Raw genomic sequence first — 15,779 nt, 5'->3', positions numbered from 1 at the left:
CGATGTTAAATATACAAGCACAAGCGAATGTTCCTACAGAATTTGGGAAGTTCAAAATGATGGCTTTTTCCGAGGACGATAAAAACTGGATGCCACATATGGCTCTTATTGCTGAAAATACAGATCTAGAAAAACCTGTTAATGTTAGAATTCATTCTGAGTGTATCACTGGCGAGGTTTTTCATTCTCAAAAATGTGAATGTGGGCAGCAGCTCAATTCTGCAATGCAATATATGCAGGAAAACGGAGGAATAATTATCTATCTAAGGCAGGAAGGCAGAAACATTGGAATCATTAATAAACTAAAAGCTTATGCACTTCAGGAAAAAGGTTTTGATACTGTTCAGGCTAATTTGGAATTAGGACTACCGGCAGATGACAGAGATTTTGGAATTGCTATAGAAATGCTTGAAAAAATCGGAATCAAATCTTTGAATCTGATGACTAATAATCCGGAGAAAATTCAGATTATAAAAGATAGTACAATCAATTTCAACTCCAGAATTCCACTTCAAATCAAATCGAATGAATCCAGCGCTTCATATTTAAAGACCAAAAAAGATTTCTTCGGACACCTTTTAGATGACGAAAATTAAAAATCTTCAATTTATTAAAAACAAAAAAACCCGTCTTAGACGGGTTTTTTATTTGATAAACTCAAATAAAATTATTTTTTCTTTCCTTTTGCAGGACCAGCAACCGCAGTAGCCAAATCAGCACCAGCTTTAAATTTAGCAACTGTTTTTGCTGCAATTTGGATTGGTTTTTTAGTTGCAGGATTGATACCTTGTCTAGCAGCTCTTTCAGACACAGAGAAAGTTCCAAAACCTACTAGAGATACTTTACCATCTTTTTTCTTAAGCGTTTCTGTTACATTAGCAACAAAAGATTCCAAAGCTTTTTTTGCAGCAGCTTTTGTGATTTCTGCATCCTTCGCGATAGCGTCGATTAATTCAGACTTGTTCATAATATTTATTAATTAAAGTTATGTTGTTATAGCAAATATAAGACAATTTTGATATCACGCAAATATTTTTATAAAATTTAGTGAAAAATATATCTTTTATTTTATTATAATGAATTTTTATTAAAATCAATATTAACGAAAACACACGTTTTAACGTAGTCCGTGTTTGATGATTTGCCACTATTAATCAACAATTGAGCCAAAATACAATGAGTAATAACAGTATTCATAAATCCATAATAATTGCTATTTATTTTACGAGGTTTTATATTGACTTTTTGAATATAAAATTTTTCAAACTTTTATTTATTTAGCGTAAATTTGCACCTATGTTTATCGAAGTTTTTAAATCGAAAATTCACAGAGTCCGTGTCACAGCTTCGGACCTTGATTATATTGGAAGTATCACTATTGATGAAGACCTAATAGAAGCGGCAGGTTTGATTGTGGGCGAGAGAGTTTACATCGTGAATGTGAATAACGGCGAGCGCTTTGACACGTATGTGATTAAAGGAAAAAGAAAATCTGGCGAAATCTGTCTGAATGGACCAGCTGCAAGAAAAGTTCAAAAAGGTGACATTATTATCATCATTGCTTATGCACAAATGAGTCCTGAGGAAGCTAAAGATTTTCAACCAAAAATCGTTTTTCCAGACGAAAAGACCAATCTTCTAACATAACTCCTAAGCTATTTTGGAAGAAAAAAAGCCATCTGTTTTAAAAAATATTCTTACTGTTCTAATTTCTATTGCAATTGCAGGAGTTTTTCTTTGGGTTGCTCTTAGAGGATTGGACTTTGACAAAATCAAAAGTTCTCTGCAAAAAGCCAATTATCTTTGGGTAGCATTTGCAGCAGTTTTTGGTGTTTCCGCTTACATTTTCAGAGCTGTAAGATGGAATCTTCTTCTGGAACCAATGGGTTACAAAATTTCCAATAGCAATTCTCTTTGGTCACTTTCTTTCGGATATCTGATGAATCTTACAATCCCAAGAAGTGGAGAGGTTGCACGTTCAACAGCACTTTACGGTGTTGAAAAAGTTCCGGTTGACAAATCTTTTGGAACTATTATTCTGGAAAGAGTTGTTGATTTGGTTTGTATGGGAATTTTCGCTTTATTGACTTTGATTTTCAAATATGATGCACTTTTAGCTTTTTACAAATCTGCTACTCAACAAAAAGAGCAGGCTCAAAATCCATCCAATTCTAATACAAGTTATATTGTTCTTGGTTGCATTGTTTTTATTCTTCTTCTCTTTTTTATTTTCAGAAAATCTCTGCAAAAATTTTCTATTTACAATAAAATCATAGGTTTTGGAAAAGGAATCTTTGAAGGGTTAAAATCGATTTTAAAACTTCGTCAAAAAGGAAAATTCATCCTTCTGACAGCAGGAATTTGGATTTGTTATTTCTTTGCATCGTATTTGGTTTGCTTTTCACTACCAGAAACTTCCAATTTTACTCCAGCTGATGGATGTTTCATATTAGTTGTCGGAACTTTGGGAATGATTATTCCTGCAAGTGGCGGAATTGGAGCTTTTAATTTGGCAATGAAATTCGGGTTCACAGCATTGTTTATTTCTATGGGTAAAGATGCAGTTGAAGGCGGAGAATTAGGCCTCGCCTACTCTTTCATCACATTACCTTTGCAAATCATTATTATGCTCGTAATGGGCTTAATTTCAATTCCCATGTTGGCTAAGAATAGAAAAATTTAATTAAAAAAAGAGCCAAATATTCTTTGACTCTTTTGAATGATATTTTTATTTTAAATCATCAAATTTTTCCTTCATTGTAGGGTTTCCGTAAGTCAGTTTTTTGATGGTCAAATCTTCTGCTTTATTATTGGCAAGACGCAGATTATTAACAGAAGAAAGCAATGCATCTTTTGTTTTTTGCAGATGAATTATCGTTTTATCAATTTCATCAACTGCAGTTTTAAACTGTCGGCTCGCTAATTCATAATTCTTCGCAAATCCTTCTTTGAATACATTGATTTTTTCTTCAAAATTGGTAATGTCAATATTCTGATTCCTCACTAAAGCGAGTTCTTTTTTATACTGCAGTGAGTTCATAGCAGCATTTCTCAAAAGTGTGATAATCGGAATAAAAAACTGCGGACGAACCACATACATTTTTGGGAAACGATGCGAAACATCCACAATACCTGTGTTATAAAACTCATTTTCGGTTTCCAGCAAAGAAACCATTACGGCATATTCGCATTTTTTTTCACTTCTGTCTTTGTCTAGTTCCCGGAAAAAATCTTCGTTTCTTTTTTTAGTTGCAGTCTGGTCAGCTTCATTTTTCATTTCAAACATAATTGAAATGATTTCGTTACCCGAATCATCAAATTCCTTAAAAATAAAATCACCTTTACTGCCGGAACGCGAGTCATTATCCTTTTCGAAATAAACATTTGGAAACGCAGTAGCACGCAATTTATTAAACTCTATCTCGCAATGTTGTTCCAAAGTTTCACCAAGCATTTTGGTAGAAAGTCTGGCTTTCATTTCCTTTACACGATCGATTTCTTCATCCTTATATTTGATGATTTCATCTTTTGACTTCAGTTTTTCATTAAATTGTTCTTTCAAAGATTTTTCGGAAAGTTCTTTCTCCAAATCTTTATTTTTCAGTCTGTTGCCAAGATCAATTTTCTCATTTTCGAGATTATTTTTTTCTTTCTCAAATTTCTGAACAGCTTCTGAAACCGCCAATTTCTTTTCGGTTTCGGCTTTTTCAATTTTTGCTTTTAGTTCCAGAATTTCCTTTTCTTTTTCAGAAACTTTATCTGTAATCTCTAATTCTTTAACCGATTTTAATTGAGAAATTTCAGCATCCTTTTTAGAAAGCTGTTCTTGCAGATAACTTTTGAATTTTTCTTTATTAAGTTCAATCTCGCTGTTCTTTTCTCTTTCAGCCAATTTCAAACGCTCCTGCAATTCTTCTTCAAATTGATGATTGCGAACTTGTTTCAAAATCTCGGCAAATCCAGCTTCGTCCACTTTAAATGCTTTTTTACAATTTGGACAAATTATCTCGTTCATAATGATTTCGGTTTCGTTAAGGCAAGGTACAAATTAATCAATAATTTTGAAATTAAAATCCAATCGAAAAGCTAAATCGTATTTGGCAATTTTTTTGTCATTATTAGATTTAAACCTTCGATTTCGCTAAATTTGTAATGTGAATCCTAATTTAGAACTTCAGCTCAAAACTCTTCCTTCGGAACCAGGCGTTTATCGTTATTATGATAAGAACGACCAGCTTTTGTATGTTGGGAAAGCCAAACATCTTAACAAGAGAGTTCTTTCTTACTTCAACAAAAATCAGAACGGTTATAGAACCAGAATAATGGTTTCTAAAATCCATAGATTGGAGACAACCGTTGTGAATAGCGAGTACGACGCACTTCTTTTGGAAAACAACCTCATAAAAACGCATCAGCCTTTTTACAATGTGATGTTGAAAGATGATAAAACTTATCCTTGGATTTGCATCAAGAATGAGGACTTTCCAAGAATTTTTCTGACAAGAACTAAAATTAAAGACGGCTCCGAATATTATGGTCCTTATGCCAAAGTGAGACCAGCGAGAATTCTGCTTGATACGATTAAAAGTCTTTATAAAATACGAACGTGCAACCTGAATCTTGCTCCAGAGAAAATTGCGGAAGGAAAATACCGGGTTTGTTTGGAATATCATATCAAAAATTGCAATGGTCCTTGCGAAGACTTGGAATCTAAGGAAGATTACGACGAAAAAGTAGAAGCTATCCGAGGAATTATCAAAGGTGATTTCCGTTTTGCAAAAAAATATCTGGAAGAAAGAATGTATCGTTTTGCTTCGAATCTGGAATTTGAGAAAGCGCAGATGATAAAGCAGAATATAGAATCTCTGGATGATTACCAAGCCAAACATACAGTTGTGAATCCAAGTATTGATGATGTGGATGTTTTTGGAATGACGAGCGATGAAACGGCGGCTTATGTGAATTATTTCAAAATCAGAAATGGTTCTATTGTTCAGAGTTTTACTACAGAAATCAAGAAAGTTTTGGAAGAAACGGATGAAGATATTTTGGAAGAAGCCATTGTGGAGATTCGTCAGAAATTTGATTCGGGTTCGAAGGAGATTCTAATTCCATTCCATTTAGGAATCGAAATCCCTAATGTAAAATTGATTGTCCCGAAAGTTGGCGATAAGAAAAGAATTGTAGAGCTTTCTGAAAAAAACGCCAAAGAATATCGTGTTGAGAAGTTGAAACAAGTTCAGATTGTTGACCCGGAAAGGCATACTAATAGGATAATGTCCGAGATGCAGAAAATTCTGCATATGCCTGTAGAACCGCGCCACATAGAAGGTTTTGACAACTCAAATATCCAGGGAACCAATCCTGTTTCGGCTTGCGTAGTTTTCAAAGACGGAAAACCAAGTAAAGCAGATTACAGGATTTTCCATCCAAAAACGGTTGAAGGTCCAAACGACTTTGCAACAATGGAAGAAGTAATTTACCGTCGTTACAGAAGATTAATTGACGAAGGTGAACCCTTACCTCAGCTGATTCTAATTGATGGTGGAAAAGGTCAATTATCATCCGCAGTCAAAAGTTTGAAACTGCTTGGACTTTACGGAAAAATAACAATCATCGGAATTGCTAAAAGATTGGAAGAAATTTATTTTCCAGAAGATTCGATTCCATTGTATATTGATAAAAAGGCTGAAACACTTAAGATTCTTCAACGTGTGAGAGACGAAGCCCATCGTTTTGGTGTAAAACATCACAGAACTAGACGAAAAAATTCTACAATCAAATCTGAGTTGGAAGAAATCCCAGGCGTTGGCGGAAAAACAATTGAACTGCTTTTATCAAAACTGAAATCTGTAAAAAGAGTGAAAGAAGCCGACATCGTCACATTGGAAGAAATTCTTGGAAAAGCTAAGGCAAAAATTGTCTGGGAGTTTTTTAACAAGAATTAAAAATAGCACCTCAATTGAGGTGCTATTTTTCTATTTTATTTTTTAATTATTTTTTTTGTTTCTATAGAATCATTGGTATAAATTTTAACCAAATAAACTCCCGAATTAAATTTAGTGAAATCCAAATTATCCGATTGTGATTCAAGTATTTTAACTCCAGAATAATCGTAAACTTCAACTTTATTAATCGCTGTTTTTGCAAATATTTTTATAAAACCAGAAGTTGGATTGGGAGAAATTTTAATTTTCGAATTTTTTGAGGGTTCTCCATTTTCCACTGCAAGATAAGTTGGCAAATCTGTTTTGACATGAAAAAGTTCCTGACCAGATTCTACAGTTTTAAGAACCAAATACAAGTTACCATCAAATAGAAAAATATTATCTATGGAATCTGAAGATACCAACTGATCGGCATTATCTATTGTAATATCTATGGGTGTGATACTATCTTGTGTTCCACTGGTACGTAAGAGTTTGTTACTGTTTTCACGAGAGAAATACATATAATTTTTTGCACATGCCAAATTCTTAACTCTATTAGTTCCAGAGTAATCATTCATAAAGATGAGACTGCTGGTGTTATTGACAGGATCTAAACTCCAAAAAGCATTATACCTGTTTTCATTATTTCCTGTAGCAAAGTAAATTTGGTTACCACATTTCTGGAACTCAGAAAAATATCCCATCATATTATCACTTACCATTGCTACCGGAGGATCCTGCAAATTATCGAATTTATACACAGTCCCATAACCACTTTGAGATAGCAAATAAAGCTTACCATCAATAATTTCAGGTTTTTTGGATGAACTAATTGGTAAACCATATTGAAAATCAGTTGGAATGGTGATTTGTTTCACATCATTTGTAACGCTATCATACGACCAGAGTCTATTATCTATACTGACAAGTAATTTATTTTCAAAGATGGTTAAAAATACGGGTATATCATTGGTGAAGGAAGTAGGAATTGTAAAAGGAGCCAAGCTTGTATTTTCAGCAGTTCCGTCTGTTCTCCATATTTGTGTTTTATAATCCGGAGTTGTTACTACAAAATACAAATATCCATTGTAGTTAATAGTTTCTGTTGTGCTGGGAAGATTAGATGATATAGAAATCGTTTTAATTGTTGTAGCCATATAACTGTCAATATCAGTTTTCCACAATTTTAACTGGTCATAATTACGAGTTGTAAAAATTAATGATTGATTATTGAGATTACCAAAAGAACTGTATTCATCTATCTTATCCGGATTCGGTATGTAAACAACTTCTGTTCTTTCTTCGCTTCCATCAGTTTTTGCAATAGAATTGGTTGTAGCGTTTGGCTTGAGATAGTAAAAATCACCTACTTTGATTAATGTTCCATCAGAAAAACCATTGATAGATTCAATTCTTTTTGGAACATCGGTTTTACTATCCAAAGTATAAAATGAATTACCGTGTTCATAATCATTTGCAGTGAATAAAAGTTTTTCATTGATTTTAAAATTTTTAGGATTACTTCCCGTAGAATGATTACCATCATGGAAAAGCTCAACAGATTTGTTAACAAAATCAAACTGAAATAACTCATTTCCATTTTTGGTATTATTATAAGGAAAGATAATTTTTCCTGGCATCTCCGCACCATCGCTTAAGTTTTGGTACAAAGGTGTTAAGATTTCATTTTCATCTAACAGCCAACGTTTTTCGTCGCCGGCAGTTCTTATTACCAGATTTTTATTGAGTGGTAGCTGATAAAGTAGATCTGGGGCATAATCATTCATAACAACATTGGTAGGCTTTGTACCTTCAATAGTACCATCTGTTCTCCAAAGAACATTTCGGTTCTGAATTGTTGGAAAAAAATAAGCAAAATTTCCATTTTTCATTACGAAATTCTGATTGGTCATCGTTGCAACGAAATAATTCTCGTTATTCAACGCAATGGTATTTTCAGCTGTTCCATCCGTTGACCACAGAGTGCCATAGTTTTGAGAATTAGCTGCTTTATAAATTAATTTATCATTCACCAAAACGCCTCCTGCAAACGAATAATTTTCGGTTATCAGCTTTGCTTTTTTTGTTACAAAATCAAATTTCCAAAGGCCACCCTTTGTTCCAGTAGCATTGCGTCCATAAAAAATAAACTTACCCGCAAGATTGTATGCAAATGACTCTGTAAAAACATAGAGAATTTCGTTGGTGACTTCATCTAATATCCTGATGGTTTCTGTACCATTGGTTGCCCATAACTGATTAGAATAGTTCCCAGTTTTTGCTCCAAAAATCATATACCCACCAAAATGATCAGCTCCTGGCGTGACTTCCACCGAACCAATTTCAGATATCGCTTTGGAACCAGATGTCGTTCCATCCGAAATTATGAGACCACTCAACGTACTTATAAAAAGTTTATTTTCAAATGTTTTAAATTCAACAACCCATCTTTGAGGAAACTCATATACTTTTTGTGTACCATTACTTGTTGCATCTGTTACCCAAAGTTCCATAACAGACTTGGAAGTATTATCAGCTAAAAAATAAACCTTATCATTCAATTCCAAAAAACGTGGAGAGCTACCAAAAAAAGCAGAATTACCTCCGGATGAAATTGTTCTTAATAATTGGCTCTTTTTTGTTGTATTATTGTAAACCCAAAGTTGATAATTATAGCCATAAAAATCATCTCCTGCAAACAGAATTTTATCTTTATACTTAAAAAGATTTTTGGAATACAGACTTGCCTGATGATTGATTTCAAAAACATCAGCATTGACATTCTGTGCAGAAATCGTTATTGAAAAAAAAGAAATTAAAAGGATAAAATAGTGTCTCATCTATAATTATTGTAATGGTTATTTTGGGAATCAAAGATATAGATTATTCCAAAATATAAATGGATTGGGATTGATAATTAATATCAATCAACAAATTCATCATATTATAACTATCGGAATTCTTCTTAGTAATTCTTATCTTTGCATCCTAAATTTTAAAAATGAACAAATACATAAAATTTGTAGTCGCTGCAATCATTATCGCCTTGGGCGTTTATCTGATGTTCAATCGTAATATCGGTTGGGGAATCGTTTTGGTTGTGCTTTCTGCAATCCCAATCGCACTTTTCTTCAAAAACGAAAATATTCTTTTGGCATTTTGGCAACTGAGAAAACAAAATATGGAAAAAGCTTCCAAGTTTTTGGCTAATATCACCAATTTTCAATCTCAACTTCACAAGAGTCAGTATGGTTATTTCCATTATCTTCAGGCGTTGACAACGGCTCAGGATAATCCTCAAAAAACTGAAGGATTGATGAAAAAAGCTTTAGATTACGGATTGAATATGAAGCACGACAGAGCAATGGCAAAACTAAATCTGGCGGCTGCTGCACTTTCTAAAGGCAGAAAAAATGAAGCTCAAAAACTTTTGGATGAAGCTAAACAATTGGATTCTGCAGGAATGATGACCGACCAAATCAAAATGATGAAAGAGCAGATGAAAATGCCGACGATGCAAAAACATATGCACAACCCAAATATGCGAATGAGAGGAAAATTCCACTAAAATAAATTTAAAGGATTGAAAGTAGTTTCAGTCCTTTTTTATTTTTAGGAGCCGGGAATCTGCTTTCCGCGTCATCGCTGTGGGGTAACTGCTGCAAAACGAAGTTTCGACGATTCCTTTAAAATAATTAAAAAAGAAAGAGCCAATCAGGGCTACGGATGCGGTGTTACATTTCTTCGTTGCTTTCGTAGCCATAAAATTTCGGGATTCTCCAATGGTATTTTACCGCCAAAGTTCTAATGGTAACAATCAAAAGAATGGTGAAAATCTGCACTAATGTATAAGAAAGTGTTGTGAATTTTGATAACAAAAGAAAAGTTCCTCCACCTACGATACAGGCAGTCGCATAGATTTCTTTTCGGAAGATTAAAGGAATTCTATTCAACAAAATATCGCGAATAATCCCACCAAAACATCCCGTAATTGTTCCTAATGTTAAACAAATCAAAGGATGAAAACCTGTGCTCAAACCTTTCTGAACACCAATAATGGTGAACAATCCCAACCCGAAACTATCGAATATAAACAATGTGACTTTGAAATTCTTTTCTATAGATTTGAAAATCATTGAGAAGACACAAGTGGTGAAAATCAATCCACAAGTTAACATATCGGTCATCCAAAAAACAGGAACATCCAACAACAAATCTCTCACGGTCCCACCACCAACGGATGTTACAAATGCGATAATCAAAACACCAAATGGATCCAAGCGTTTTTGCATCGCTGCAAAACTTCCCGACATCGCAAAGGAAATAGTTCCCAAGATTTCTATAATAAGATTGATTTGCTCGTGCACGATTGTATATAAATGATGTTTGATGAATGATAAATTATAAATATTAGATGAAATAATCGCTGATGAAATATCGATTATCATTTATCATCTATAAACTCAGTTCTACTAAAACCGGACAATGGTCGGAGTGTTTGACCTCTGGGAGAATTACTGCTCTGGTCATTTTTTCTTTTAATGGTTCGGAGACAAAGTTATAATCCAAGCGCCAACCTTTGTTTCTGGCTCTTGAGCCGGCTCTGTAACTCCACCAAGAGTATTGATCTGGCTGATCATTAAAATATCTGAAACTATCCGTCAAACTGTTTTCTTTCATAAAGTTGGTCATCCATTCCCGTTCCATTGGGAGGAAACCAGAAGTATTTGCCAAACCTATTGGATTATGAATATCAATTGCTTGATGACAAATATTGAAATCTCCACTGATAATTAAGTTTGGGATGGTTTTTCTGAGTTCTTTGATGTAAGCCAAAAAGTCAAAACAGAACTGCATTTTGAATTCTAATCTTTCTATATTGGAAGCGGATGGAACGTAAACAGAAATTACAGAAAATCCGTTGAAATCTGCTCGCATTATTCTCCCCTCGTTGTCATAGCTTTCGATTCCGCAACCATATTCTACGTGGTTAGGTTTTACTTTGGAAGCGATTCCTACCCCGCTGTAGCCTTTCCTCACTGCTGAATGCCAATAGCTGTGATAGCCTAATTTTTCAAGACTTTCTATATCAATTTGGTCATTTCCAGCTTTGCTTTCTTGGATGCAAATCACGTCTGGACTTGCAACATTGAGCCAGCCTAAAAAGTCTTTTGTAAATGCAGCACGGATTCCGTTGACGTTGTAGGAAATGATTCTCATTATTTTATTATGATTTTGAATAAATGAAGTAAATAATAACGATTGTTATAACAGATGCCAAAAGTACAAATTTCCATTTGCTTGAATTGTCCTCCTCTATGAAAAGTGTATTTTTTTGATATTGAAAGTCGTTGGGATTTTGCAAATAGGCTTTTTCATAAGCGATAAGCTGCGGATTATTGCCCATTACTTTTTTGACTTCTTCCCAATCAGCGTCAGTTGGAAAAACGATTTTCTCTGGCTGATTGTTGAGTTTTAGTTTCACTACAACTTTTCCATTTTTGCTGAGCATCTTAACCGAAACATTACTGTTTTTGAAGGAATCATTTTCTATAAAATGAGCTTGTTTTCCTTCAATGGATTCTACAAAGTCTTTGGAATTTTTTAAGTCCCAATGAGTTCTGTCGCGCACAATTTTTATCGCTTCTATTTTTCTGTTCTGTCTTAGCAATTCTTCGATTTCAAATCTATCAAGATTGTGTTCTTGTAATAATGTATCAATTTCTTTCATAATATTTTTTTGTGATTATTAATGTCATCCTATTTTTCATCATTAAAAAATGGTGAAAAGAAATACAAAACCTCAACATAGCCCCGATAGGAACGGCATCCTTTTTTGTTATTGCGAGTTTGGGAATGTTCAATAGGTTACTTCACATCGTTCGCAATGACAAAAAAGATATAGTGGATAGCGGGTTGGAAACTTCTATCGAAGACCAAAACTTGTTGCTCCAAATTAATAAAAAAGGCGGAAAAAGTTGCCTCTTTCCGCCCAATAAACCCAAATCAAATAAACTATGAAAAAACTACTTGGGTTCTAGTATGCTTATCGGGATGATGACTTCCTCTAGGGAAATCCCTCCGTGCTGATAAGTATCTTTGTAATAATTCACAAAGTGATTATAGTTCTTCGGGTATGCTAAAAATATATTGTTCTTGGCGAAAATATATTTGGAACTCAGATTTCCTTTTGGCAGAAAGAGTTTGTCGGGATTGTTAATCGCCCAAACATCTTTATCTTCATAAGTCAAACTTCGTCCTGTCTTGTATCTTATATTGGTCGACGTTTCTCTATCGCCAACTACCTTACTAGGTTTTTTAACATAAATTGTGCCGTGATCGGTTGTAATGACCAATTTGAATCCATTTTCTGCTGCAGTTTTGATAATTTTCAGCAAAGATGAATTCTCGAACCAGTTATAAGTCAAAGACCTGAAGGTTTTATCGTCTCTAATCAATTGATTTACAATATTGTTATCGGTTTTTGCGTGAGATAAGATATCGATAAAGTTGTAAACGATAACTAATAAATCGTTGTTTTTATGTTGATTGAAATCGTCTAAAATTTTCCTTTCAAAATCTGAGTTCAGGATTTTCAAGTATTTCATCGATTTACTTGATAGTCCCAAACGTTTCATTTGGTCTTCCAAGAAATCTCTTTCGTGCTCGTTTTTGTTACCTTCTTCATTATCATTAAACCAATATTCCGGGAATCTTTTCTCGATTTCTGAAGGCATTAACCCTGCAAAAAATGAGTTCCTTGCATATTGCGTCGCTGTTGGTAAAATACTGAAATAATAATCCTCGGAAGTTTTGTTATAGAACTTGGTGAATAATGGCTCAATCACTTTCCATTGGTCATATCTCAAGTTATCAATCATCAACAAAAGAACTTTTTCTTTTTCCAACTCCGGCTTCACTTTGTCTTTGAAAAGCGTGTGGCTCATCATTGGTTTTTCGTTACTATGAAGCCATTCTTCGTAATTGTTTTCAATGAATTTTGAGAACTGGATATTGGCTTCTTCTTTTTGGTTTTGAAGCAAATCTGCAAACTCATTATCCGAAACTTTATCGAATTTCACTTCCCAGCTCAAGATTTTTTTGTAATATTCTGCCCAGTCTTGATAAGTCCTTAGATAAGATAACTCCATACTCAGATTACGGAATTCCTGCTGATAGTCAACAATTGTCTTTTGCTCAACCAAAGATTCGCTTTGAAGGATTTTTTTGAGTGATAAAAGAACCTGATTTGGATTCACAGGTTTTAAGATATAATCCTCTATCTGAGAACCAATCGCCTGTTCCATAATGTGCTCCTCTTCACTTTTCGTAACCATTACGATTTTGAGCGCATTATCTTTTTCCTTAATCATCGGAATTGCTTCCAAGCCGGAGATCCCAGGCATGTTTTCGTCAAGAAAAGTTAACTCGTATTTTTCTCGCTCTATCATTTCCAGCGCTTCGTTCACATTATTCACCGGAGTAACGTTATAACCTTTATTTTCGAGAAAAACAATGTGTGGTTTTAGTAAATCAACCTCATCATCTATCCATAAAATTTTTCCTGACATATATTTATTTAATTTAATTAGTTCGTATCAAAATTATAACCAAAGTATCATAATTATATTTTAAATAACAGTTTTTGTGCGTTAAATATTAGTTAAAGGAAATTTTATTTTTAAATTAATGAACACTATTGATTTTAAGTCATAAAAAAACAGACTTAAAAAAGTCTGTTTTAATATTCTTTTAATTAGAGAAACTCATCAATTCCTTTTTCTCCGCATTGTAGAGATGGAACTCTAACATCTTGAAAGAATCTCTCGGAATTACGGTTACCCATTTTTTGTATTTCAAAAACCACTTATTTTGGATGCTGGCAAGACCTTTTGTAAGATAAGCTTCTACAAAAGGATGCACATGTAAGTATAATTTTCCTTTTTCTTTTTGCATAATGGTTCTGATAGAATCCTCCATTTTTTCCACAATTACAATTGGAGCAATGATTTCTCCATCTTTGTTGGGGTTTTCTTCAGAAGTCTCGATGTGTTTCTCGGCACGGACACGTTGTCTTGTCATTTGGATTAGACCAAATTTGGAAGGTGGCAAAATCTTGTGTCTGGCTTTATCACGTTTCATTTCGTCTCGGAAATGCTCGTACAGCTCTTTTCTATGCTCAGGATCTACCATGTCGATGAAATCCACCACGATAATTCCACCCATATCACGAAGTCGCAACTGTCTTGCAATTTCCGTTGCTGCCATCTTGTTGACAGTCAAAGCGTGCGTTTTGTTGGTAGAAGATGACGAGATATTGTTCCCAGAATTCACATCTACAACGTGAAGCGCTTCCGTATGTTCTATGACAAGATAAGCACCTTTGGAAGCTGGGATATTCACGTGCTTTCCGAAACTTTGTTTCAGTTGTTTCTCAACATTGTAGTACTCCATCAAAGGAATATGAGAGTCATAAAACTGAACAATATTCTTACGTTCTGGTGCGATAACTTCGATATAAGATCTCATATCCTCTACCATTTTTTCGTCATCACAAATGATACTTACGAAATCTTGGTTAAAGTTATCTCTAAGGATAGAAGACGCTTTATCTTCTTCACTCAAGACCTTGCTCGGAACTTTATTTTTCTGAATGTTCTTAAACGTGGATTCCCATTTTTTCACCAACTGATTCATATCATTATGAAGCTCAGCTACTTTTTTCCCTTCTGCAACCGTTCTGATAATGACTCCGAAACCTTCCGGACGGATACTTTCTATCAAAGTCTTCAGACGATTTTTTTCTTCGGGGTCGGCTACTTTTTTGGAAATTGAAATCTTGTTATCGAAAGGAATCAAAACCAAAAAACGACCTGTAAGCGAGATTTGCGTAGAGATACGCGGTCCTTTTGTAGAAATTGGCTCTTTGGTGATTTGAAGAAGGACAAGGTCGCCCGCCGTCAAAACTTTGTCAACAGTTCCCATTTTATCAATATCCTTGGCAGTTTCAAAACTTTTAAGGCTGGGAGATTGTTGTTTTTTCGATATCGTATTTTTCAGAAATCTTTGGTAAGACAGGAACTGCGGACCAAGGTCCTGATAATGCAAGAACGCATCCTTGTCTGTTCCGATGTTTACGAAAGCTGCATTAAGATTGGGCGCCAACTTTTTGATTTTGCCCAGAAAAAGATCACCTACAACAAAATCTGACTTCGTCTCTTGCTCGTGGAGCTCAAAAAGACGGCCATCTTCCAATAAAGCTATTTTTGAAGCATCTTCCTCATTGGAAATAATCAGTTCTTTCTTCATAACTTCATAAAAAGGTTTTTATTAAGGATTAGGTTGTAAATATAAAACAAAAATATAGCTGACAAAGTGCCAACTATATTTAATATGTTTAAGACTGAAAAAATACAGATTATTTTTTCTTTTTGTGTCTGTTTGCTCTTCTTCTTTTCTTTCTCTTGTGAGTTGCAACCTTGTGTCTTTTTCTCTTTTTTCCGCTTGGCATAATTTATATATTTTTTATACTGTTAATATTCAACTAATTATTTTACTGCAACTTTAGTCTTAACTTTTTCCACAAAAGTTTTTGAAGGTTTAAAAGCAGGAATGTTGTGAGCAGGGATTTCTATAGCCGTGTTCTTAGAAATATTTCTACCTGTTTTAGCTGCTCTGGTTTTGATAATAAAAGAACCGAATCCTCTTAAATATACATTATCTCCATTATACATAGAGGTTCTGATTTCTTGCATAAAAGCTTCGATAACTTTCTGTGTATCATTCTTTTCTACTCCCAGCTTGTTCGAGATGGTATTTACCAATTCTGCCTTTGTCATTTTCTAAAAT

14 protein-coding genes are annotated in these 15,779 nt (G+C 34.2%); 5 read left to right on the top strand and 9 right to left on the bottom strand.

Annotated features, from left to right (window positions below; genetic code table 11):
• The first annotated feature begins 2 nt into the window (after positions 1–2).
• Complete coding sequence (gene ribA, locus KI430_RS15780) at positions 3–596, top strand: GTP cyclohydrolase II (protein ID WP_248875870.1); 594 nt, start codon at positions 3–5, stop codon at positions 594–596.
• 71 nt (positions 597–667) lie between these two features.
• Here ribA and KI430_RS15775 read toward each other — a convergent pair whose 3' ends face one another.
• On the bottom strand, positions 668–967 hold the full coding sequence (locus KI430_RS15775; RefSeq protein ID WP_074236845.1) for an HU family DNA-binding protein: 300 nt from the start codon (positions 965–967) through the stop codon (positions 668–670).
• A gap of 329 nt (positions 968–1,296) precedes the next feature.
• Here KI430_RS15775 and panD point away from each other — a divergent pair, with 329 nt between their 5' ends.
• Both panD and KI430_RS15765 read left to right on the top strand, forming a co-directional pair.
• Positions 1,297–1,647, top strand: a complete 351-nt coding sequence (panD, locus tag KI430_RS15770) for an aspartate 1-decarboxylase (RefSeq protein ID WP_074236846.1) — start codon at positions 1,297–1,299, stop codon at positions 1,645–1,647.
• A 10-nt stretch (positions 1,648–1,657) separates the two neighbouring features.
• Positions 1,658–2,683, top strand: a complete 1,026-nt coding sequence (locus tag KI430_RS15765; RefSeq protein WP_248878356.1) for a lysylphosphatidylglycerol synthase transmembrane domain-containing protein — start codon at positions 1,658–1,660, stop codon at positions 2,681–2,683.
• Positions 2,684–2,728: 45 nt separating this feature from the next.
• On the opposite strand, the gene KI430_RS15760 is transcribed toward KI430_RS15765, so the two are convergent.
• Positions 2,729–4,015 carry a DUF2130 domain-containing protein gene (locus tag KI430_RS15760; protein ID WP_248875869.1) on the bottom strand — a complete coding sequence of 429 codons (1,287 nt, stop codon included), beginning with the start codon at positions 4,013–4,015 and terminating at the stop codon, positions 2,729–2,731.
• Between the two features lie 139 nt (positions 4,016–4,154).
• Here KI430_RS15760 and uvrC point away from each other — a divergent pair, with 139 nt between their 5' ends.
• Positions 4,155–5,948: an excinuclease ABC subunit UvrC gene (gene uvrC / locus KI430_RS15755; RefSeq protein WP_248875868.1), complete on the top strand. Its 1,794-nt coding sequence runs from the start codon at positions 4,155–4,157 to the stop codon at positions 5,946–5,948.
• 35 nt (positions 5,949–5,983) lie between these two features.
• Here the strand turns inward: uvrC and KI430_RS15750 are convergent, their stop codons facing one another.
• Positions 5,984–8,770, bottom strand: coding sequence for a T9SS type A sorting domain-containing protein (locus KI430_RS15750; protein WP_248875867.1), 2,787 nt, complete (start codon positions 8,768–8,770; stop codon positions 5,984–5,986).
• 161 nt (positions 8,771–8,931) lie between these two features.
• Here KI430_RS15750 and KI430_RS15745 point away from each other — a divergent pair, with 161 nt between their 5' ends.
• Positions 8,932–9,498, top strand: coding sequence for a DUF2892 domain-containing protein (locus tag KI430_RS15745; protein ID WP_248875866.1), 567 nt, complete (start codon positions 8,932–8,934; stop codon positions 9,496–9,498).
• Between the two features lie 166 nt (positions 9,499–9,664).
• Here KI430_RS15745 and KI430_RS15740 read toward each other — a convergent pair whose 3' ends face one another.
• From KI430_RS15740 to KI430_RS15715, 6 genes are all read right to left on the bottom strand, one after another.
• Entirely contained in the window at positions 9,665–10,297 is a 633-nt protein-coding gene (locus tag KI430_RS15740) for a trimeric intracellular cation channel family protein (protein WP_248878354.1), read from the bottom strand.
• 88 nt (positions 10,298–10,385) lie between these two features.
• Positions 10,386–11,150, bottom strand: coding sequence for an exodeoxyribonuclease III (locus KI430_RS15735; protein WP_248875865.1), 765 nt, complete (start codon positions 11,148–11,150; stop codon positions 10,386–10,388).
• 7 nt (positions 11,151–11,157) lie between these two features.
• Positions 11,158–11,661 (bottom strand): hypothetical protein, encoded by a 504-nt coding sequence (locus KI430_RS15730; protein WP_248875864.1) that lies wholly within the window; start codon positions 11,659–11,661, stop codon positions 11,158–11,160.
• 295 nt (positions 11,662–11,956) lie between these two features.
• Entirely contained in the window at positions 11,957–13,501 is a 1,545-nt protein-coding gene (locus KI430_RS15725; protein ID WP_248875863.1) for a PglZ domain-containing protein, read from the bottom strand.
• Positions 13,502–13,682: 181 nt separating this feature from the next.
• Complete coding sequence (locus KI430_RS15720) at positions 13,683–15,239, bottom strand: ribonuclease E/G (RefSeq protein ID WP_248875862.1); 1,557 nt, start codon at positions 15,237–15,239, stop codon at positions 13,683–13,685.
• Between the two features lie 239 nt (positions 15,240–15,478).
• Complete coding sequence (locus tag KI430_RS15715; protein ID WP_027383593.1) at positions 15,479–15,769, bottom strand: HU family DNA-binding protein; 291 nt, start codon at positions 15,767–15,769, stop codon at positions 15,479–15,481.
• Between the last annotated feature and the right edge of the window lie 10 nt (positions 15,770–15,779).

Origin of the sequence: Epilithonimonas zeae (assembly GCF_023278365.1) — a bacterium.
GTDB lineage: Bacteria > Bacteroidota > Bacteroidia > Flavobacteriales > Weeksellaceae > Epilithonimonas > Epilithonimonas zeae_A.
The sequence above is the reverse complement of the archived record's forward strand: the minus strand, read 5'-3'. Positions and strand labels throughout refer to the sequence as shown.